This is a genomic window from Mucilaginibacter corticis (genome assembly GCF_007558865.1).
Lineage (GTDB): Bacteria > Bacteroidota > Bacteroidia > Sphingobacteriales > Sphingobacteriaceae > Mucilaginibacter > Mucilaginibacter corticis.
In genome coordinates, this window is record NZ_VLPK01000001.1 from 2,259,638 (window position 1) to 2,278,434 (window position 18,797).

Consider the following 18,797-nt stretch of genomic DNA (forward strand, 5'->3'; position numbering starts at 1 on the left):
TTACACAAAAAATTAATTATGAAATTCAGATTAGTAGCCGCTATTATTTTGATAGCATACTTTGGCAATTCTGCCAAAGCACAACAAATTCCACTGGATCCGGCCGTGCGGACGGGTAAGCTTGCCAATGGATTTACTTACTACATTCGTCATAACGAGGAACCCAAGAACCGCGTGGTATTCTATCTGGCTAACAAAGTCGGATCGATTCTGGAAGCTGATGACCAACGGGGGTTAGCCCATTTTATGGAGCATATGAGTTTTAACGGTACCAAACACTTTCCCAAAAACGAGTTAGTGAATTATCTGCAAAAGGCGGGTGTTCGCTTCGGCGCAGACATTAATGCTTACACATCCTACGACGAAACTGTTTACCAGCTGCCATTGCCTTCAAACGATCCTGAAATATTAAAGAATGGTATCGAAATTATGCACGATTGGGCACACGGCGCCACGCTTGACCCCCAAGAAATAAACAATGAGCGTGGGGTCGTGCTGGAAGAAAAACGATTAGGAAAGGGTGCCGCGGAGAGGGTGCGAGCCAAATATTTCCCCGTTATTACAAATGGTTCCAGCTATGCAAGTCGTAATCCTATTGGCACGGACGAAGTGTTAAACAACTTTAAGCCGGAAGCGATCAGGCGTTTTTATCGGGATTGGTACCGTCCAGACTTGCAAGCTATTATTGTCGTAGGTGACGTAGATGTGCATGAAATGGAAAAAACGATAAAAACAAAATTCAGCGACTTAGTTAATCCGCCGAAGGAATTGCCCAGAACGATCTACAAAGTAGACCTAACCGGCAAGAATCAATTTATCGCTGTCACTGACCCTGAAGTCACTACGATATCGGCTCAGGTGATCAACAAATTTCCCGAAGTTCCGTTACACACCATCCCGGAGTTTCGCCAAAGCATGGTCAGGCAGTTGTTTAATCAAATGCTTGGTGAGCGATACAGTGAATTGAAACAGCAAGCGGACCCGCCTTTTTTGCAGGGTGGTGCCGGAATAAGCGGATTTGTTGGCGGGCTTGAATCTTTCGGCGTTTTCGTTACAGCAAAGCCAGGAGAACTAGAACGAGGTTTTAAAGCGGTATGGCGTGAGAACGAACGGGTGAGGCGTTTGGGTTTCATTCCCACTGAATTAGAGCGCGTTAAACACAACTTTTTGAATCGTTTTGAATCGGCTCTATCAGAACGAAACAAAATAAGGTCAGATAGCTATGTGCAAGAATATTTACAGTATTTCCTCCATGGGACGGCATCGGCTGGTATCGTCTATGAAGAAGATCTGGTTAAAAAAATCCTGCCGACTATTACACTAGATGACGTCAACAAATTGGCGATGAAGGTTAACGACGATACGAACAGGGACATCGTATTAACGGCTTCAGAAACGGCAAAGGCAACGCTGCCAAACGAAGCTGTGATTAATAATTGGATAAAAGCCGTCGAATCAGAAAATATTGCCGCTTTCAAAGATGTGACCAGCAAAGAAACCCTACTCCGAAAAGAACCTATTCCGGGTCGAATAATGGATCAGCGTACCGATCATAAATCAGGCATTACAACGCTACTGCTTAGCAATGGCATCAAAGTACTCTTAAAGCCAACCAGCTTTAAAAATAATCAAATAGTTTTTACTGGGTTCGCACCTGGGGGCACATCTATTTACAGCGATGCCGATTTTCAGTCTGCTACAGCTGCAAACATCATTCCCTCCTACGGTGCCGGAAACCACAGTCCATTGGAATTAAGTAAATACTTATCAGACAAGCAACTAGCAATCCAATTATCAATCTCCGAGCGTTCACAAAATATCAGCGGCAGTAGTGTAAACAAAGATCTTGAAGCTGCGCTGCAGCTAATGTATGCCTACATTACCGAGCCGCGTCAAGATTCACTGCTATTCAAAGGTATGATCGCTAATGCCAAAGCTGCACTTGCGAATCGGCAAAACGATCCGAACACTGTTTTTCAAGACACTATCAGTTCCGTATTGGGTGATCATAATGTTCGCCGAACAGGACCCACATTAAAAAAATTGGAACAAGTAAAACTTGATAGGGCTTATAAAATTTATAAAGAGCTTTTTGCAGGGAACCAAGGCTTTACCTTCGTTTTTGTCGGTAACATCGACACCTTAACGATTTTTCCGTTGTTGGCAAAGTATGTGGCCAGCCTTCCCGTTACAACTACTATTTTAAAGCCAAGGGACTTGAATATTGATATCCCTCCGGGTCAAATAGAAAAAAGAGTTTATAAAGGCACCGAACCTAAAGCAAGTGTAAGTTTAGTTTTCTCGGGAGCATTTGACTATAATTTTACCAATGCGTTAATAATGGACGCGTTGAAAGAAGCGTTACAAATTCGCCTGATCGAACGACTGAGGGAGGACGAAGGGGGCGTCTATGCTCCCAGTGTTACCATGGGAACCTCAAAAAAACCGCAACCGCGATTCAATATGACCGTAAATTTCGGATGTGCGCCTGAAAACGTGGAAAAGTTGATTGCTTCAACCATTGACGAAATCACCAAGGTAAAAACATCAGGTCCATTGCCGGTAAACATAGAAAAATTCAAAGCGGAAACGCAACGATCGCTAGAGACAACGTTGAAAACAAATGGTTTTTGGCTTACTTATTTAGCGCGTCAATTACAAAATGAAGAAGCGCTTAACGAGGTTGATACCTACACGGAAAAACTAAGTGCCATCACAACTAAAGATGTCCAAAACGCAGCTAAAAAATACCTTACCGGCAAAAATTATATCAAATTGATTTTGATCCCTGAAAAAATAGAAGCAACCAAATGATGTGGCACATCATAAAAAGTGATCGGAAAACGAAATGAACGATATAGAAGAAAAGATGACTTTGGATCAAAATAAAGCTGATTTACTCAACCTTTGGCAGTTCATAGGGAACACTAAGTTAATTGAGATACGGTATCGGTATGAAAGGGGCCCATTACAACGCATCCTTGCTAAATGCGAATATGGCAGTCTTACTGGCAGTATAAAAGATCGGATGGCACTTTATATACTTGAAAAGGCCTATGAGATGGGACAAATTATGCCAGGCGATCAAATAGTAGAAGCCACCTCAGGTAATACTGGAATTGCATTTGCCGCGATTGGTACCAAGTTAGGTCATCCCGTTAAAATTATAATACCGGATTGGATGAGCAAAGAGCGCATGAGCCTTTTACGCGCATATGGCGCGGACGTTCAATTGGTAAGCAAAGAGGAAGGTGGCTTTCTAGGCAGTATTAAGATAGCGGAAGCGATGTCGTATGATGATAAGGTATTTCTGCCGCGGCAGTTCCAAAACAAATATAATATTGAGGCACATGAAAAGACCACCGGGCGTGAGATAGATTTGCATTTGCTCCATCTAAAAATAAAGCCTCATGCATTTGTGGCAGGAGTCGGTACAGGCGGAACAATAATGGGCGTCGGCGGCTATTTGAAAAGTATTTACCCAGATATCAAAATTCATCCTTTGGAACCAGCTGAAAGCCCAACGCTTAGCACAGGCTTTAAAGTTGGCTCACATCGCATCCAGGGTATTGGTGACGAATTTATACCATCAATAGTTGACCTCTCCAAGCTTGATGAAGTAGTTCAGGTTTGTGATGGAGATGCTATTATAATGGCACAACGGCTGTGTAGAGAATTGGGTTTGGGTGTGGGAATATCATCGGGCGCGAATTTATTAGGTGCCATTAAAATACAAAGTAAATTGGGATGTGATAGCAATGTCGTTACAGTTTTTCCGGATAGTAATCAAAAATACCTCAGTACTGCCTTATTCCAGGAAGAACCCATAAAAGCAAATTACTTTGGTTCAAAAGTCACCTTGGAAGGCTATAAAGTCTACGATAATTTTTTTAATTACTAAGCACTGCTTTTCCATCTTTCCAAAAAAGAATCAGGTCATAGAATCAAAGGATATTCTCCCAGTTCTTTATGTTAACAAATTAGATCAGTTATAGAATTCGTTAACCAAGTAAAAAAGTTTGCCGAGGGAGCGGCAAACTTTTTTTTAATTTTAGTCAACATGTTTAAAGCGATTCAATCAACCGTTTGAGGAACGCGGGAACTCGTTGTCCGGACAGTCATCAAATAAGATGATTAGCAGGTAGCCAATTGGTTAAACCAAGAGTTACGCACTATGATTGATACAGCATCTGTTTTTATGCTAAATCTGACCCTGTCTACCCGGATCTGCGGGCAGCTATTGCAGCCTGTGAGGAACGCCTGGTCAGCCGCGCGGCTGCTTTAACGGAGGAAACAATGGCAGGGATCGAAGATTTTGCCGCGCCTACGGACGAATCGGTGCAAAAGCTGATCGCGATGCTAAAGCGAACGTAAGCGTAGAAGAACGAGCCGTCCTGGATAAGCTCTAATGATTACCTTTGCGCCGCGAAAACGATAATACGCTTTATGATCAACTACCCCCTTACCCGGTCTGTCAGATCTTTTATACCTATAACAAATGGTTTGCGGATTACCCGGGATGACGATGATACGGTGATCACGATCAAAAATTTGCCGGTGAAGGGCACTTGGCAAAGTATCAAGGCCGTTACTGCAGTAAAAAATATCCGTTCGGGTGCGGGCGATCATTACATCGATTGCCGGATCGACAGTGTTGGGGCGATCACGGAAACTGGCCAGCCGTTTTCCGGTCAGCCAGTTTCCGGAAGCCTTTCCGCGTTAATCCCCTATTTTGTGGTCGTGCGGTTTGAGTGCCGGGTTATTGTTCGGCGTTTCTTTGTTGTCGCGCTGGCGTTTATCGGACTTACCGGTTGATTTGGCGGTTTTTTTTGGCCCTGTTTTGATTCCCATGATTTAAATGATTTGATCTGTAATTAAATACAGCCGAGCTGAGCTTTTGTTTCGGCTTAAGCTAACGCATAAGATGGAATTCATAAGCGTAAAAACAGGACACAAACTACTTGAACTCCTGTTTGTTAGTGCTTTGGTAATTCCGCCGGCCGAAATCTCCCAGAAAAGGGGTTTTCTGTGTTATAACCGTATTAATTATGAGCAGTGCATTTATCAAAGAAGGGGAAAGTGAACAACTCAGGGATATAGCGCCGAACATGGCCTCCCTGCTGCAACACCTGGCGCGAGAGTATGGCGGGCCGGTCCGCGAATTGCAAACGCGTACCCATCCAAAGCATCAAAAAGAGGTGCATGAAATGAGCGACGGGCTGGGTTATATGCTGAACGAGCAAAACCAGTGGCAGGTCATTTTGGATTAGCCTATGAAGATCGCGACCTATAATATCAATGGCATTAACAACCGGCTCCCGGTGTTGCTGCGCTGGCTGAAGGAAGCCAGGCCGGATATCGTTTGCCTGCAGGAATTGAAGGCGGAGACCTCGGCTTTCCCGAAAGCAGCCATTGAGGCCTTAGGTTACCAGGCGATCTGGCTGGGCCAGCGCAGCTGGAACGGGGTGGCGATCCTGTCCACGGCGGATATCCGTGAACTGCGCAACGACCTGCCGGGCAAGGATGAGGAATTTACGCACAGCCGTTATATCGAAGCCTTCACGCACAATATCGTGATCGGCTGTCTGTACCTGCCCAACGGCAACCCCTGGCCGGGGCCGAAATTTGATTACAAGTTGCGCTGGTTCGAGCGGATGGCTGAACATGCGCAAGGTCTGGTCAACCGCGACCTGCCGGTGATGCTGGTCGGTGACTATAACGTAATGCCGGCCGACCTGGATACCTACAAGCCGGAAAAATATGTAAACAACGCCTTGTTCAGGCCCGAAACCAAACAGGCGTATCAAAATTTAGTAGCCCAGGGCTGGACGGATGCGATCCGTACCTTGTATCCAAACGAACGCGTTTATACGTTCTGGGATTATTTGCGCGATGCTTTCGGAAGAAACGCCGGTCTGCGCCTTGATCACTTTCTGCTGAACCCAAAGATAGCCGAAAGACTGGTCGATGCCGGTGTGGATAAGCATGTGCGCGGCTGGGAGAAAACCAGCGACCATGCGCCGGCCTGGATCGAGCTGGCGGACGAAGGCGGCAAGGCTAAACCAAAGCGCAATCCCACAGCGGTAAATCCCGCAAAAAAGGATGTAACAGTACTGCTGAAAGCAGCGCCTAAAAAGAAAATGCCGGCCAGTATTAAACCCATGAAAGCGACCCTGGTCGACGAGGCATTCGATGATGCCGGCTGGATCTACGAAGTCAAATGGGATGGCTACCGGGCCATCGCCAAAGTCGAGCCAGGCCAGGCGGAACTCATCTCCCGGAACAACCTGCCATTCGACCAGTTCACGCCAGTAAACCATCAACTGGGAAAGTGGAACATCAATGCGGTACTGGATGGCGAGATCGTCGCACTCAATGACAAAGGCAACGCCAACTTCGGCGCGCTCCAGAACTGGCGCAACACAAAAAGTGCGAAACTGGTTTATTATGTGTTCGACATCTTATGGTACGACGGTAAAGACCTGACCGGGCTGCCGCTGAATGAGCGTAAGGAGATTTTAAAAGCGGTCATCCCTGCAAGCGAACTGATCAAAGCCAGCGAGTTCTTCGAGGTCAATGGCACCGAGTTTTTCGAAACGGCCAAAAAGATGAACCTGGAAGGTGTTATCGCCAAAAAAGCCGATAGCCTGTACACCGCTGACGCACGTTCGCGGGAATGGCTGAAGATCAAAGCCAAGCGGCGGCAGGAAGTCGTGATCGCGGGTTTTACGAAAAATGAGGGCACGGGCAAATATTTCAGCGCCCTGGCGATCGGCGTTTATGATCAAAACGAAACACTCCACTATATCGGTAAGGTCGGCAGCGGATTTAATGACCGGATGCAAAAGGAGATGATGGCGCAATTCAAGCCGCTGATCACAAAGGACAGCCCCTTTGATGTAGAACCCGATGTGGAAGAGCCAAGCCAGTTCCGGCCGCGTCGCCTGGGCGCCAAAGCCACCTGGCTGAAACCCGAACTGGTCTGCGAGATCGAATTTGCGGAGATCACCGGCGACGGCAAGGTGCGCCAGGCGTCGTTTAAGGGGATGCGCAACGATAAGAACCCCAAAGCAGTTATTTTGGAGACCGAAGCCGATACGGCTGAAGTCGTCGCCGAAGCAGATGAACCCACAAAATCAACCACGATGAAAAAAGAAATACCCGGCTTTCTGGATCCCGCGAAAGACAGCCAGACCGTCAAAGTCGACGGTTGCCCGCTCATCTTTAATCACCTCTCTAAAGAATACTGGCCGGAAGATCATATCACCAAGCGGGATATGTTCAACTATTACGACGCGGTCGCAGCATATATGGTTCCGTATCTTAAAGATAGGCCCATGTCCCTCAACCGGTTCCCGAATGGCATCCACGGCCCCAGTTTTTACCAGAAAAATGTGAAGGATAAGGCGCCGGACTGCATGCAGAAAATGCCGCATACCAATGATAAAGGCGAGCAAAAGGAATACCTGGTGGCGACCAATAAAGCCAGCCTGCTCTGGATGGCCTCGCTGGGCTGTATTGAGATCAACCCCTGGTTCTCACGGGTCGGTTCCCCCGACCACCCGGATTTCTGCGTGATCGACCTGGACCCGGACAATCAGCATTTCGACCAGGTGATCGAAGCGGCGCTGGTGGTCAAGCAGGTATGTGATGCGATGGGCGTACCGGTCTATCCCAAGACCTCGGGTTCTACCGGTATGCATCTTTACATTCCGCTGGGCGCGAAATACACCTATGAGCAAAGTCAACTATTCGCGAAGATCATTGTAACCCATGTGCACGAGCAGATACCGGACTATACCAGCCTGGAACGCATGGTCAAAAACCGCGCGGGCAAAATGTATTTGGATTTTCTGCAGAACCGGCCGGATGCGACCATTGCGGGCGTGTATTCGCTCAGGCCAAAGCCCGGCGCTACGGTATCCATGCCGCTAAGCTGGGACGAGGTTAAACCCGGGCTGACGATGCGCGATTTTACGATCCATAATTCCATTTCGCGCTTAAAAGAAACCGGCGATCTATTCAAAGGGGTATTGGGCGAAGGCGTTGACCTGGCAGCGACTTTGAAAAAAGCGCAAAGCGTGTTTTAATTCTTTTAAATTTGCGGCTAATGCTTCAACCCCTTTACCTGGAAACCGGCCGCTTACTGCTGCACCCTTTCCGGCCTGCAGAGTTTTCGCGTTACCAGGAGCTGATCGGCGAGATCTTTGCGCTGCTCAGCCATGAGGAGACGTTGCGGTTCATCCCGGAAAAGCGGTTAAAGCATCGCAGCGAAGCCGAGCGCTGGCTAAAGGCCGCCGTGCTCAATGCCCATGCCGGCCGCAATACCGTACATTTTATCAGCGATAAAAGTTCCGGCAAGCTGGTGGGCATCGTGGATATCATCCCGCCGGCGGTAGCCAGGGAACATTACCGGTTAGCCGCCTACCCGCACTTCATCGAATTTTACCTCAAGGCCGAATGCCGGGGAAAGGCGGTCATGAGCAGCCTGCTTCCCGAGATCATCAAGGCGCTAAACCATCAGCATATCACGCAAATCGCTGCCGTCGTCAACCGCCGGAATGCCGCCGCAAGCAAGGTGCTGCAAAAGTGCGGCTTCAGCTACCGCTGTCCTTTCGATGGCCTGCAGGACTTTTACCAGCTGGTTTCCGTGGCCTGAAACTTTACTTCTAATTTATATTTTTAATTTTTATTTAAACGTATCTTTGCGGCACTAATTCAACCGTCATGCCCAAAACGATCCTGCTGGTCGAGGACGACCAGGATATTTTAGATATTATGATGTATATGCTGAGCGATGAGGGTTACCGCCTGCTCCGCTCGAACGGCGATGATGCTTTACAATTGGCGACAACGGAATTGCCGGACCTGGTTTTACTGGACCACCGCCTGCAAACGGTCTGGGGTGCGGATATCTGCCGGGCTTTGAAGGCCGATGAACGGACGAAAGCTATCCCGGTGATCATGGTTTCGGCTGCGATGAATATCGAAGCGACCGCTAAAGCCGCCGGGGCCGACCGTCTCGTGGCCAAGCCTTTTGGCCTGCAAGAGATGCTGGCCGTGGTGGCGGATACGCTGGAACAGGGCGGCCGCTCATCAGGGTTCGGTGACATTCCGGCCTAATTTTTCCAGGCGGTCTATGGCCCGGACGGCGGCATCTAAACTTCGCTCGAAAAAGGCTGGATCAGAATGAATCCCTTTTTGTTTTAACAACTGCAGTGTGGGCGCGATCGCCAATGTAGTATTCCCACCGGGACCGATCGCCGGGATGATATCGGCGAGCCGGAACGAATCGATGTATACTACGGTATGGCGGACAACCGGATCGGCGTAGCCAAAATGGAGATCCCCGATATTTATAATACATTGATGGGCTTTTGGCTCTTAAATTTTCAAGGGAACGCAAAGCGAGCCAAAAAGTCATTCGCTATAGTTGTGCAATTGTACACATAACCGAAACAATTACCGCTCATTCAGGTAGTATCTATAGATAACTTCGACAAAGCCGTTAACGCGGCGCTATCATCCGTAAATTTTTTCTCATGAAAAATTTCTTAATGCCAAAAGGCAACTTATTATATTTTGCATCGGTGTCGCCTTACCGGCCGGTCGAGGTATTTATTACTGCTGAAGATAATTCCAATTTACGGACTCGGGGTACGCAGATCGTGATGACCACCAAATCATTTTAACGCTATGCCCGCATCCGCATTCCACCCGCTTCAAAGAACAAGTAATATCCTGTTTATCCTGATCGCGCTGACGGCGATCCTGTATTTTGCCGAGCCTTTACTGGCCCCGATGGTGTTCGCACTGGTGCTCGCCATGCTGCTGGCCCCTTTGAGTAAAAAATTAGAAAACTGGGGGATCAATCGCGGCTTGGCTGCAGTGATCTGTATTTTGGCCCTGATTCTGACCTTCACGGTCATTATCGGTTTATTATCCTGGCAGATGAGCACCATTGCCCGGGACCTGGATCAAATCAAATCCAGACTGGGTGAAGTGACCGGCCAGATCCAGGCTTATATCAGTTCGCATACCGGTATCAAACTCAAACAGCAGCAGGCGATGATCAAAAATGCGGATACCGGCAGCCCGCTGGGCATGCTGGCCCAGACTACGGGTAATTTTTTAGGGTTCCTGGTTAATGTCATCCTGGTACTGGTTTACATCTTCCTGATCCTCTATTACCGCGACCATCTGATGAAGTTTATCCAAAAGGCCGTGCCAGCCTCCGAAAAAGGGAATGTGGCCGGACTGGTACACCAGGCCAGCCACGTATCGCAGCAATACCTGGGCGGCCTGGCGATGATGATTGCGGCTTTGTGGGTAATGTATGGCATCGGATTTTCTATCGTCGGGGTCAAATACGCCATATTTTTCGCCATCTTATGCGGGACGCTGGAGATCATCCCTTTTATCGGCAATATTACCGGAACCACGCTGACCGTGACGATGGGTATCGTGCAGGGCGGTGATCTGAAACTGGTTGCCGGCATCCTCATTACTTACGGGCTGGTGCAATTCATCCAATCTTACATCCTGCAGCCTTTGATCGTAGGAAAACAAGTCGACCTTAATCCGCTGTTTACGATTGTCAGCATCATTATCGGCGATGCGGTCTGGGGGGTACCCGGAATGATTCTGGCGGTGCCGGTGTTCGGAATGTTAAAAATCGTTTGTGACCATTTTGAACCGTTGAAACCTTACGGCTTTTTACTCGGCGGCAGCGAAAAAGACAAAAAACCTGGTGGGTTAATGGATCGCATTAAAAAAATATTTAAATAAAATATCTTTTCAAATTCGCCTGAACGTCATGGTCTTGCCCATAAATTTAAAGTGCCAGTAACCCCGCACGTGGAGCAACCCTTTCTTGCCGATATAGGCGGCCGCGTTCCATTCTTTGCCGTGTTTGGAATCGTAGATCATACCGTCTTCCCATGTCCGGCTCTCCGGGTCATAGCGCAGCTGTTTGATAATGTTCATGCCATGGATGGTGCGCGAGCGTAAAGCCGGGTCCGGGTTGCGTTTATCCTTCCAATAATCCAGCGGTTTACCTTCCGTATCGCTGAACCAGTCAATGATCGCGCGGTACTGACCTTTATGAAGGGTAATGGTAATGATCAGGTTATTGTCTGTCGATTCCCATTTGCCGCATATGCGCGCTTCCGGACGGTTTTGCGCCCAGGAAAACTCAATCGTTCCCAAAAACAAAAGTGTGCAAAGTGTTATATATTTAATCAGGTTCATCATTTTAAGCTTGCGGTTTGTTCACTTCATTCCAGGCCACACCGCCCTTGATCCCGAAATCAAGCGTCCGGATCGGGAATGGGATCATAATCATATAAGTGATCTGCTCGGGCGAACTGATCCACATCCTCAGCTGGAAATTAATACCCGCCTGACTTTTTTCCAGGTCATCGCCATAGGAAACGCCTATGGACAAATCAAAACGGCGCTTACCTAACAATGAGTAGTTTTCGATCGGGTTCTGGAATACGTCTTTATTAGGGATGATGACCATCTGGCCCTGGAAAGTGCGGATGACGGTATGGCGCTTGATTTTGACTACATCGCCGATCTGTATCGGGCTGCGAAAGGAAATAAGGATGCCGGAGATAAAATTCGCGGCGATATCCTGGAAGGCGAGTGCTAAACTTAAGATACCCGCGCCAGCCCAAATAGAAGTTACCGCCTTATCCAGCTGTAAAACGCTCAATCCGGTGAAGAGCGTAGATTCAAAAAGGTTGTTTAGCGCGGCGTGAACAAAGCCGGTCACTAAAACGACCGCCACCAGCAGGATATTCGGCAGTAAACGGATAAGGTCATGTAACCAGGCCAGCAGTTTGCCGGTAATGAGCTGGTGAGCATTGTTGATATCCATAGCGATACTATTTATTTATTAAAAAAATCAAATGATTAAACGTACCCCGTGCAGGTCGGCGATGCGGTGCGAAAAATGATCGCCAGGTGAACTGATGAACATGAAGTTCGGCGGGATGTGCCATTGCTCGCTCAATGCTTTGATCAGGGGCGGTCCGAAAATACCCTCGATACGAACAAACTCAATATCGATATCGGGATATGCCCGGTCCAGCACTTCAAAGTCCGCCATGAAGGATGATGACAAAGCATGCTCGTGGTTCAAAACGCTTACGATCTTCAGGTTGGTCGTGATCTCGTTCTCCTGCACATAGATCATCACCTTATTCAGGATAGAAATATCATCGCCTTTGCTAAAATAAACAAAGTGCTGTTCCGATAAGTGCTTGATATGCCTGCGGATATGGAAGCGGCTGAAAACCGCCCATTTTTTAATGCCGTCAAATGCGCCCTTGTCCAGCAAGGTCAGCAGGTATTGCAGGATCTGCTTACGGTTCAACAACAAATAGATACAGAGGATAGATGGGATAAAATACTGCAGAAAAACAATTAAATAATAAGGGTGTAAGCTAACATTGACATAGAGCGCAACCAATATGAAAAGGATGGCAATACCTACAGCGACCGGTTTGGCATATTCCGGTCGGGGCAAGCCTGCGCGTTTGAGCTTCAGCAGGTAATTGCCGAAACCGAAGTACACCATGACCAGCAAAAAGGAAATGGTATAAACCCCGGCCAATGGCCCCAGCAGGCCTTCGGTTATCAACAAAACAGAGATGCATAAGATGAAGAAAAATATAAAGATCCGGGGCGAACTTCCCGCTTTATTTTCTTTTAGTAAGGCCTGCGGTAAGATTCTGTCCAGCGTCATCCGCTTCATCAAACCACCTACACCTACATATGAGGTCAAAACCGCGCCGCTCAAGACTAAGGTAGCATCAATAGCGATAATGACCGCCAGCCAGTGCCCACCAGAGTGGTACCCTAAATAAGATAACAACGCTTCCTTATTTTGGACCGCGCTAGCCAGCGGTAACACCAATACCGCAGTTAAAGCCATCAAGGGGTTAATGACCGATACGGCCACCCACATATTGCGCAGGGTTTTCGGGAATACGCCCGGAGCCTGTTCCTCCACGAAATTTGCCGAGCTTTCAAAACCGGAAATACCCAGCATAGCGGTGCTGAAGCCTAAGACCAGCGCCACCAGGATGCCGCCGTGAACAGGGGAATGGAAATTAGCGGCAGCGATACTGAAACCGTTCCTGACCACAAACCAAACACCGCTGCCGATAAGCAGCAGCATGGTGAGCAGGTGAATGATAAAGATGCCCGTTGCCACAACTGCCGATTCCGAGATCCCGGAAATAACCAGTATGAGAAAAGCACTTAGTAAAACGATCGTCGCGATAAACACATTGATCGACAGAAATAGGCTGTGTAAATACTCCATCGCTTCGCTGGCCGAGATCACTGCCGTAACCATGTAGGAAAGGATAGTCAGGCAGGCGGCGATAGAAGCATTGCTTTTGCTGGTGGTGTTGAGCAGGACATTATAGGCGCCGCCGTTCAGCGGCAGCGCGCCTACCACCTCGCCATATATTTTGCGAAAAAGGTACAGCACTGCCGCTACGATCAGCAAAGCCAGCCAGGCATACTGCCCGGCATAAACAATGGTGAGCGCGGAAACATACAGGCAGGAGGAGGTGATATCGTTACCGCAAATGGCAGTAGCGGAGAGCTGGCTTAACTTTTTAGGTGCCCCCATCCTGTTTGGTTAGGTTGTTTTCTTAGCGGTCACCATCACAATAATGCCGCCAATGACCAGGATACCGCCGGCATAAGGCGACCAGTTCACGGAATGCTCTTTATCGGCCGATACCTGGATCGGGCCCGCGTCGATCACTTTTTCTTTTTTAGTGTAGGTAAAACCTGTCCAGATCAGCATGGCAATGCCGATGACGATCATAATAATTCCAATAGTTCTGTTCATAATTTTAATTTTAAGGATTTGAATGTGCCGGTACGGCGGAAACTACGCTATCCACCACGAAGTGACTGAATCCCCGCCACGGTAAAGCGTGCAGGTATTCTTTATAATGCAACTGGACAAAGGCCCCGGCATTTTGATCGAGCTTTGCTGCGACTTTGTCATCTGTAACCGAAAATATAAATTCGTTCGAGGTGATATTTCCGGGTTGCTGAGACTGGATCCCGGCCAGGATCAGCCTTCCTTCGGCCGTTTTAAAAACATAACCTTTTTTGACGAAGTAGTTCAGTTGCCCCGCCTTAACGCCTTCGCCGAAAACAAAATAGTAGCGGTAATAGACAATGCCAACAAGGACCACAGTCAATATCGTGATCAGGCCGTAAATGATTTTTTTCTTTGTGGTCATCGTGCTATTCAGTTAGTCCTTTAATAGGGATGGGGAACAAAAAATCTTCCAGCACATTATGGTGCGCGGCAGATACATGTTCTTTAAACGATTTCATGCTTTGGTGCATCGCTTGTGCATAGGCCGGGCTGAAGTTTTTCAATAGCTCCTTTATTTTTCGCAGTTCTACTTTGATCGCTACATCCCGCTGAAGTTTGCCTTTCGGCAACTGATTGTCCAGCTCTTTTAGGTTCGATTCAAAGTGTTGATCAGCCGCCGCATAAAAATCAAGCAGCAAGGGATCTGCGGTATAGGTCTTGGTATGGTCAAATTTAATGGCTGTGTTTTCTTCCGCCTCATCCGTTTCACCATTCGCATTAGCAGCCAGCAGGGAAATATAAACGGGAAATTTCAGGAATGTGTTTTGATCTTCTTCGGATAGTTCTTTGTAGGAGTCCATGGGTTTAATTTTTAAATTAATAGATTCAGTCTTACAGCAGGGGCAGCAATACAATGGTGAGTCTGTTGGATCGGCGGTTAAACAGCGAAGGTATTTAACTAACCCGCAGTCCTTCCTTTTGTTTGAATGGGGATCTCAAATGCCGGGGATTTAAGGCGCTGGGGGCTCCTACCAAGTTTTCTTCCATTTGGCGGAGCACCTGGTAGAAGGCATGCAGCGTGCGTTCATCTAATGTTTTATAAAGCTGGCTATTAATTTGATCGATAACCTGTTGAATGAGCGGAATCAACGCCAGGCCTTTCGCTGTCAGGAATACGTGATGCTCCCTCCGGTCTGCCTCATTTCGTTCCGTATAAACAAAGCCCCGCTCCGCCAAACTGAAGATCATCACCGCGATTCGCGATTTATCGACCGCCAGCCATTCGGTCAGTTGCTTTTGCGTGATCTTGGAATTGTTGGCGTAAATCGTGCATAGCATAACCATGTCTGACTCGGATTGCAGCCCGGGAAGTTCCGCGATAATCAGTTTATTATAAAGCTTGCTTAAATGCAGCAGCTTTTTCGATAGTAATTGCATAACCAAAAAATTGATAATAAAAAAAACGTGCAACCCGGAAGGTTACGGTAGATTAAAAGAAACAGCGAAAAGCATCAGATACGCAGACAAGCCGCTAAGGGCGGAGAAAAGGAGATAGGAAGGCGGTACTGAAAATTTTTTACCCGCGTGGCGGCTGTTAATTTGCATTCTTGAAAGAGCCTGACGAATAAGCGCACGTGACCAGAGATCAGCGCCCTGACATCGCAGTTACCTTTGGATAAGATCTTGTCCGTCCGTTTGATCAGGTTCAACGCGGGGTTGCTGAGCCCGTCACTGGCCTGTCTTTTGAAAATAGAATTGTAACGGGCAGCGGTCCGGCCGGGCGAGTTGCTGCCGTCAGGCCTGATAAATAAGATATGGGTCAGCGCAATAAAAAGATAGGCTGCTGTTAACAGCAGTACCGATACTTTTCTTTTAGCGTGGATCTCCATGTTTTATGAAAATGAATTATTCTTTTTTAACGGTCTGGCTGTTCACTTCTATTTCTTTCAGCAGACCGGGTGAATTGACGGAGGTGCTGAAAGTCTGGTCGGGTTTGGCCGTGGTGATCCTGGCCAGATCATTTTCCGTCTGGTCCAGGTCTTTGATCAGGTGATTCAGTTGTTTCAGGTGCGAGTTAAAGAATTTAGCCTTGTTATTATAAGTGTCGATCTTATAGTTATTAGCCGCCGCGCTAGCTTGTTTAGTCGTGTCTGCGGGCAGGTAATTATAGGGTGACAAATTGTCGACGGTCGTCTCTATCGGCAGGACTGAAGGATGAACATCTTTAGGGTCGATTGCCTGCAAGGTCAACCGTACCGGGTCTGGATTATAAGCTACCAGGCTTTTATATTCATCCACTATCGCTGTACTCAGCTGTTGCTGGTGCACGTAAGTATCGGCGATAATTTTGTTTTTGACATTCGCTTTGAACCCGTTGAACAACTGCGAGGTAAAATCATAGGCTTTGGTTCGCAATACGGCTCCCTGTACGGAAAAATAATTGCTTAACGTTTTGTTCTTGGTATACATCACGCCCAGGTTGGTGCTGAAAACCTGCGCCGGTGTGCTAAGTGAAAGATCTGCCTCATTGCCGAAATTATAAAACTGCTTTCCATAGACCTCTAGGTCATCAATGCGTTCGTAAGATGACAGGAAATAGAGTCGGTAACGTTGGTATTCTTTGTCCGGGTCGGTGATCTGGGCATAACAATTCTGCAAAAAATCGTGTACGGCCTTGTCATTGAATACCTGGTAAATATCCGCTGCCGCGGTGGGTTTCCATCTAACCAGTGAAAGCCTGGCCTTGAATTCCAATTCGGCGGTATTATTGACCCGTAAAGAGTCGAACATCTTGGCGACGAAATAGGCGACCTGTGCATTGGCAGTTCCCCGGCGGTCAGCATTGACCATCGCATATAAGCTGTCCTGGATGGTCAGGTAATTCTCACTGCTGTTCCAAAAGGAAGGTTCCAGCGGCGGCAGCAGCAAACGGTTGGTCTTGGTATCCACAAACAGAAAGGTACCAAGGGGATAAATGTTCTGGAAGTTATGTTCCAGTAGCGACAGGCTGCTCATGGAGGCCGAGTCCATTTTTAACAAGAAATTGAGTACCTTATTATGTTCCAGCTTAACACTGAGGCCCTCCAGTGATTCGAAATTACTGCTTTGCTTTTCGGGAATAATGATCGGGATATAAGTGATTCGGTGCGCATCTTGCTTTAATGCAGCATATACTTTTTTTACGCTGACCGAAGTGTTGTTCTCGGCATCCTGACCGTAAAAAGCAACGGTATCACCCTTGCTCAGCGAAATTTCCTTGATCTTTTCCTCGCCGGGTTTCAGGCTGAGCAAAGCCTTTACTTTAAAACCTCCCGAGCGTTTATTGAGCTTATAGTATACAGCCACATTTGTTTTGGCGGTATTTTTCAGCCGAAACTTAAAGCCGTCTGCCCGGGCTAAAGCTGGCAAAAGGAACAGTAACGGAATTATCCGCAATACCGGACGAAGAAAAGCGAAATCGGACATTGTTTATCTGATTGATATAAACTCAACGCTCTAAACCGCCTTTTAGTTTGCGCTTTATTAAACCTCACTGCCATTTAAATGGTATATTAGGCTTTTAGCAAAACGTTAAAATGAAGTGGCTGCGCAAGTTTATTAAAGGCAAAAGTTTTCGTACTAATCTTCTGCAAGCCCTGCCGTTCTGGATAGGTTCACTGCTAACCGGCATTGTCGCGGTTTTATATACCAAGCTATTTGAACAGGCAGAAAAATGGGGCCAGCAGCTGATCCGCGCACATGGCTGGATTATTTTCATCCTGGCTCCGGTCGGCTTCCTGCTGGCCTGGCTGCTGGTTAAACAGGTGGATACCTATGCCAGCGGCAGCGGTATACCCCAGGTGATGGCGGCTATTGAGCTGACTACACCGGAGGAGGACAGCCAGGTTAAACGCCTGCTCAATATCCGGATGATGCTGGTTAAGATCGGTTCCAGCTTGCTGATGGTGTTCGGTGGCGGAGCGATTGGCCGCGAAGGTCCGACGATCCAGATCGCGGGCACGGTTTTCCGCAAAATCGATGAATGGCTGCCTGCTTCCTGGCCTAAAATATCCAAGAAAAACATGATCCTCACGGGGGCCGCCGCCGGTTTGGCGGCCGCATTTAATACACCACTGGGCGGTATCGTGTTTGCGGTGGAAGAACTGGCCAAAACACACATCAGCCAGTTCAAGACGGCTATCTTTACTTCAGTGATCATCGCAGGCTTGACCGCTCAGGCTTTTTTAGGACCGTACTTATATCTGGGTTATCCGGTCATAACGCAATCCTCGGCTTATATGATTCTGGCCGTTATCCCGGTCGCCTTGCTGGTTGGATTGGGCGGAAGCGGCATGGGGCTGCTCATTTTAAAGATACTCAACTGGAAAGCCAAATTAAATAAACCGGCCGAAATCATGTTTGTACTGCTTTGTGCTTTTTTGATGTGTACTCTTGCCTATTTTGTGAATACCAGCATACTCGGCTCGGGAAAAGCAGAAATGTCCCAATTGCTTTTTACCAATAATAAGAGGATCGGCTGGCAGATCCCGGCGGCCCGGGTATTGGGGCCGGTGCTTTCCTTTACGACCGGCGCCTCGGGCGGCATTTTTGCGCCGGCACTCAGCGCCGGCGCCACCTTTGGTGCCTTTATTGCGGGAATATTCGACTTTTCTACATCCAATACCAATCTTTTGATTCTTTCCGGTATGGTGGCCTTTCTCACAGGGGTGACCCGTTCCCCTTTTACTTCAGCGATACTGGTATTGGAAATGACCGACCGGCATAATGTGATCTTTTTCCTGATGCTTGCCGGAATTGCGGCCAGCCTGGTTTCTTCCTTGGTAAGTAAGCATTCCCTGTATGAATACCTCAAATTACAGTACATTCTCAAATTACGCAAGGAAGCTGCTTTGGATGAATCCACGAGTGTTCCGCGCGCTGAGTTATAATTCATGGATAC

General features: G+C 47.7%; 19 protein-coding genes. 10 read left to right on the top strand and 9 right to left on the bottom strand.

The features are described from left to right. Positions 1 to 18: 18 nt before the first annotated feature. The 9 genes from FO440_RS09980 (at position 19) to FO440_RS10020 (ending at position 10,788) form a co-directional block, all read left to right on the top strand. Complete coding sequence (locus FO440_RS09980; protein ID WP_144248043.1) at positions 19 to 2,814, top strand: M16 family metallopeptidase; 2,796 nt, start codon at positions 19 to 21, stop codon at positions 2,812 to 2,814. A gap of 34 nt (positions 2,815 to 2,848) precedes the next feature. Continuing rightward, positions 2,849 to 3,901 carry a PLP-dependent cysteine synthase family protein gene (locus FO440_RS09985; protein WP_144248044.1) on the top strand — a complete coding sequence of 351 codons (1,053 nt, stop codon included), beginning with the start codon at positions 2,849 to 2,851 and terminating at the stop codon, positions 3,899 to 3,901. A 545-nt stretch (positions 3,902 to 4,446) separates the two neighbouring features. After that, positions 4,447 to 4,815: a PhnA domain-containing protein gene (locus FO440_RS09990; protein WP_144248045.1), complete on the top strand. Its 369-nt coding sequence runs from the start codon at positions 4,447 to 4,449 to the stop codon at positions 4,813 to 4,815. A 233-nt stretch (positions 4,816 to 5,048) separates the two neighbouring features. Continuing rightward, complete coding sequence (locus FO440_RS09995) at positions 5,049 to 5,270, top strand: hypothetical protein (protein ID WP_144248046.1); 222 nt, start codon at positions 5,049 to 5,051, stop codon at positions 5,268 to 5,270. 3 nt (positions 5,271 to 5,273) lie between these two features. Further along, positions 5,274 to 8,090 (top strand): DNA ligase D, encoded by a 2,817-nt coding sequence (gene ligD, locus FO440_RS10000; protein WP_144248047.1) that lies wholly within the window; start codon positions 5,274 to 5,276, stop codon positions 8,088 to 8,090. 20 nt (positions 8,091 to 8,110) lie between these two features. Beyond that, positions 8,111 to 8,659 carry a GNAT family N-acetyltransferase gene (locus FO440_RS10005; RefSeq protein WP_144248048.1) on the top strand — a complete coding sequence of 183 codons (549 nt, stop codon included), beginning with the start codon at positions 8,111 to 8,113 and terminating at the stop codon, positions 8,657 to 8,659. A 68-nt stretch (positions 8,660 to 8,727) separates the two neighbouring features. Beyond that, on the top strand, positions 8,728 to 9,123 hold the full coding sequence (locus FO440_RS10010; protein WP_144248049.1) for a response regulator: 396 nt from the start codon (positions 8,728 to 8,730) through the stop codon (positions 9,121 to 9,123). A 419-nt stretch (positions 9,124 to 9,542) separates the two neighbouring features. After that, positions 9,543 to 9,692 (top strand): hypothetical protein, encoded by a 150-nt coding sequence (locus tag FO440_RS24400; protein ID WP_186292626.1) that lies wholly within the window; start codon positions 9,543 to 9,545, stop codon positions 9,690 to 9,692. A 4-nt stretch (positions 9,693 to 9,696) separates the two neighbouring features. Beyond that, positions 9,697 to 10,788 carry an AI-2E family transporter gene (locus FO440_RS10020; protein WP_144248050.1) on the top strand — a complete coding sequence of 364 codons (1,092 nt, stop codon included), beginning with the start codon at positions 9,697 to 9,699 and terminating at the stop codon, positions 10,786 to 10,788. Between the two features lie 9 nt (positions 10,789 to 10,797). Here FO440_RS10020 and FO440_RS10025 read toward each other — a convergent pair whose 3' ends face one another. From FO440_RS10025 to FO440_RS10065, 9 genes are all read right to left on the bottom strand, one after another. Continuing rightward, positions 10,798 to 11,253, bottom strand: coding sequence for a DUF2147 domain-containing protein (locus tag FO440_RS10025; protein ID WP_144248051.1), 456 nt, complete (start codon positions 11,251 to 11,253; stop codon positions 10,798 to 10,800). 1 nt (position 11,254) lies between these two features. Then, positions 11,255 to 11,884 (bottom strand): mechanosensitive ion channel family protein, encoded by a 630-nt coding sequence (locus FO440_RS10030; protein WP_144248052.1) that lies wholly within the window; start codon positions 11,882 to 11,884, stop codon positions 11,255 to 11,257. A 27-nt stretch (positions 11,885 to 11,911) separates the two neighbouring features. Then, a complete protein-coding gene (locus FO440_RS10035; RefSeq protein ID WP_144248053.1) occupies positions 11,912 to 13,651 on the bottom strand; it encodes an APC family permease in 1,740 nt (579 codons plus the stop codon). 9 nt (positions 13,652 to 13,660) lie between these two features. Then, entirely contained in the window at positions 13,661 to 13,876 is a 216-nt protein-coding gene (locus tag FO440_RS10040; RefSeq protein ID WP_144248054.1) for a hypothetical protein, read from the bottom strand. A 10-nt stretch (positions 13,877 to 13,886) separates the two neighbouring features. Continuing rightward, a complete protein-coding gene (locus FO440_RS10045) occupies positions 13,887 to 14,279 on the bottom strand; it encodes a hypothetical protein (RefSeq protein WP_144248055.1) in 393 nt (130 codons plus the stop codon). A 4-nt stretch (positions 14,280 to 14,283) separates the two neighbouring features. After that, positions 14,284 to 14,718: a hypothetical protein gene (locus FO440_RS10050; RefSeq protein WP_144248056.1), complete on the bottom strand. Its 435-nt coding sequence runs from the start codon at positions 14,716 to 14,718 to the stop codon at positions 14,284 to 14,286. Positions 14,719 to 14,812: 94 nt separating this feature from the next. Then, on the bottom strand, positions 14,813 to 15,295 hold the full coding sequence (locus FO440_RS10055; RefSeq protein ID WP_144248057.1) for a MarR family winged helix-turn-helix transcriptional regulator: 483 nt from the start codon (positions 15,293 to 15,295) through the stop codon (positions 14,813 to 14,815). Positions 15,296 to 15,369: 74 nt separating this feature from the next. Next, the gene (locus tag FO440_RS10060; RefSeq protein ID WP_144248058.1) at positions 15,370 to 15,747 is read right to left on the bottom strand and encodes a hypothetical protein; all 378 of its coding nucleotides are present in this window, start codon (positions 15,745 to 15,747) and stop codon (positions 15,370 to 15,372) included. Positions 15,748 to 15,763: 16 nt separating this feature from the next. Further along, positions 15,764 to 17,323: a hypothetical protein gene (locus FO440_RS10065; RefSeq protein ID WP_144248059.1), complete on the bottom strand. Its 1,560-nt coding sequence runs from the start codon at positions 17,321 to 17,323 to the stop codon at positions 15,764 to 15,766. A 110-nt stretch (positions 17,324 to 17,433) separates the two neighbouring features. On the opposite strand from FO440_RS10065, the gene FO440_RS10070 reads away from it, so the two are divergent. Next, complete coding sequence (locus tag FO440_RS10070; RefSeq protein WP_144248060.1) at positions 17,434 to 18,786, top strand: chloride channel protein; 1,353 nt, start codon at positions 17,434 to 17,436, stop codon at positions 18,784 to 18,786. The last annotated feature ends 11 nt before the right edge of the window (positions 18,787 to 18,797 follow it).

Excerpts from the sequence above, each read along its gene's own strand:
- FO440_RS09980 (WP_144248043.1), top strand. The coding sequence starts at position 19 with ATGAAATTCAGATTAGTAGCCGCTATTATTTTGATAGCATACTTTGGC.
- FO440_RS09985 (WP_144248044.1), top strand. The coding sequence starts at position 2,849 with ATGAACGATATAGAAGAAAAGATGACTTTGGATCAAAATAAAGCTGAT.
- FO440_RS09990 (WP_144248045.1), top strand. The coding sequence starts at position 4,447 with ATGATCAACTACCCCCTTACCCGGTCTGTCAGATCTTTTATACCTATA.
- FO440_RS09995 (WP_144248046.1), top strand. The coding sequence starts at position 5,049 with ATGAGCAGTGCATTTATCAAAGAAGGGGAAAGTGAACAACTCAGGGAT.
- ligD (WP_144248047.1), top strand. The coding sequence starts at position 5,274 with ATGAAGATCGCGACCTATAATATCAATGGCATTAACAACCGGCTCCCG.
- FO440_RS10005 (WP_144248048.1), top strand. The coding sequence starts at position 8,111 with ATGCTTCAACCCCTTTACCTGGAAACCGGCCGCTTACTGCTGCACCCT.
- FO440_RS10010 (WP_144248049.1), top strand. The coding sequence starts at position 8,728 with ATGCCCAAAACGATCCTGCTGGTCGAGGACGACCAGGATATTTTAGAT.
- FO440_RS24400 (WP_186292626.1), top strand. The coding sequence starts at position 9,543 with ATGAAAAATTTCTTAATGCCAAAAGGCAACTTATTATATTTTGCATCG.
- FO440_RS10020 (WP_144248050.1), top strand. The coding sequence starts at position 9,697 with ATGCCCGCATCCGCATTCCACCCGCTTCAAAGAACAAGTAATATCCTG.
- FO440_RS10025 (WP_144248051.1), bottom strand. The coding sequence starts at position 11,253 with ATGATGAACCTGATTAAATATATAACACTTTGCACACTTTTGTTTTTG.
- FO440_RS10030 (WP_144248052.1), bottom strand. The coding sequence starts at position 11,884 with ATGGATATCAACAATGCTCACCAGCTCATTACCGGCAAACTGCTGGCC.
- FO440_RS10035 (WP_144248053.1), bottom strand. The coding sequence starts at position 13,651 with ATGGGGGCACCTAAAAAGTTAAGCCAGCTCTCCGCTACTGCCATTTGC.
- FO440_RS10040 (WP_144248054.1), bottom strand. The coding sequence starts at position 13,876 with ATGAACAGAACTATTGGAATTATTATGATCGTCATCGGCATTGCCATG.
- FO440_RS10045 (WP_144248055.1), bottom strand. The coding sequence starts at position 14,279 with ATGACCACAAAGAAAAAAATCATTTACGGCCTGATCACGATATTGACT.
- FO440_RS10050 (WP_144248056.1), bottom strand. The coding sequence starts at position 14,718 with ATGGACTCCTACAAAGAACTATCCGAAGAAGATCAAAACACATTCCTG.
- FO440_RS10055 (WP_144248057.1), bottom strand. The coding sequence starts at position 15,295 with ATGCAATTACTATCGAAAAAGCTGCTGCATTTAAGCAAGCTTTATAAT.
- FO440_RS10060 (WP_144248058.1), bottom strand. The coding sequence starts at position 15,747 with ATGGAGATCCACGCTAAAAGAAAAGTATCGGTACTGCTGTTAACAGCA.
- FO440_RS10065 (WP_144248059.1), bottom strand. The coding sequence starts at position 17,323 with ATGTCCGATTTCGCTTTTCTTCGTCCGGTATTGCGGATAATTCCGTTA.
- FO440_RS10070 (WP_144248060.1), top strand. The coding sequence starts at position 17,434 with ATGAAGTGGCTGCGCAAGTTTATTAAAGGCAAAAGTTTTCGTACTAAT.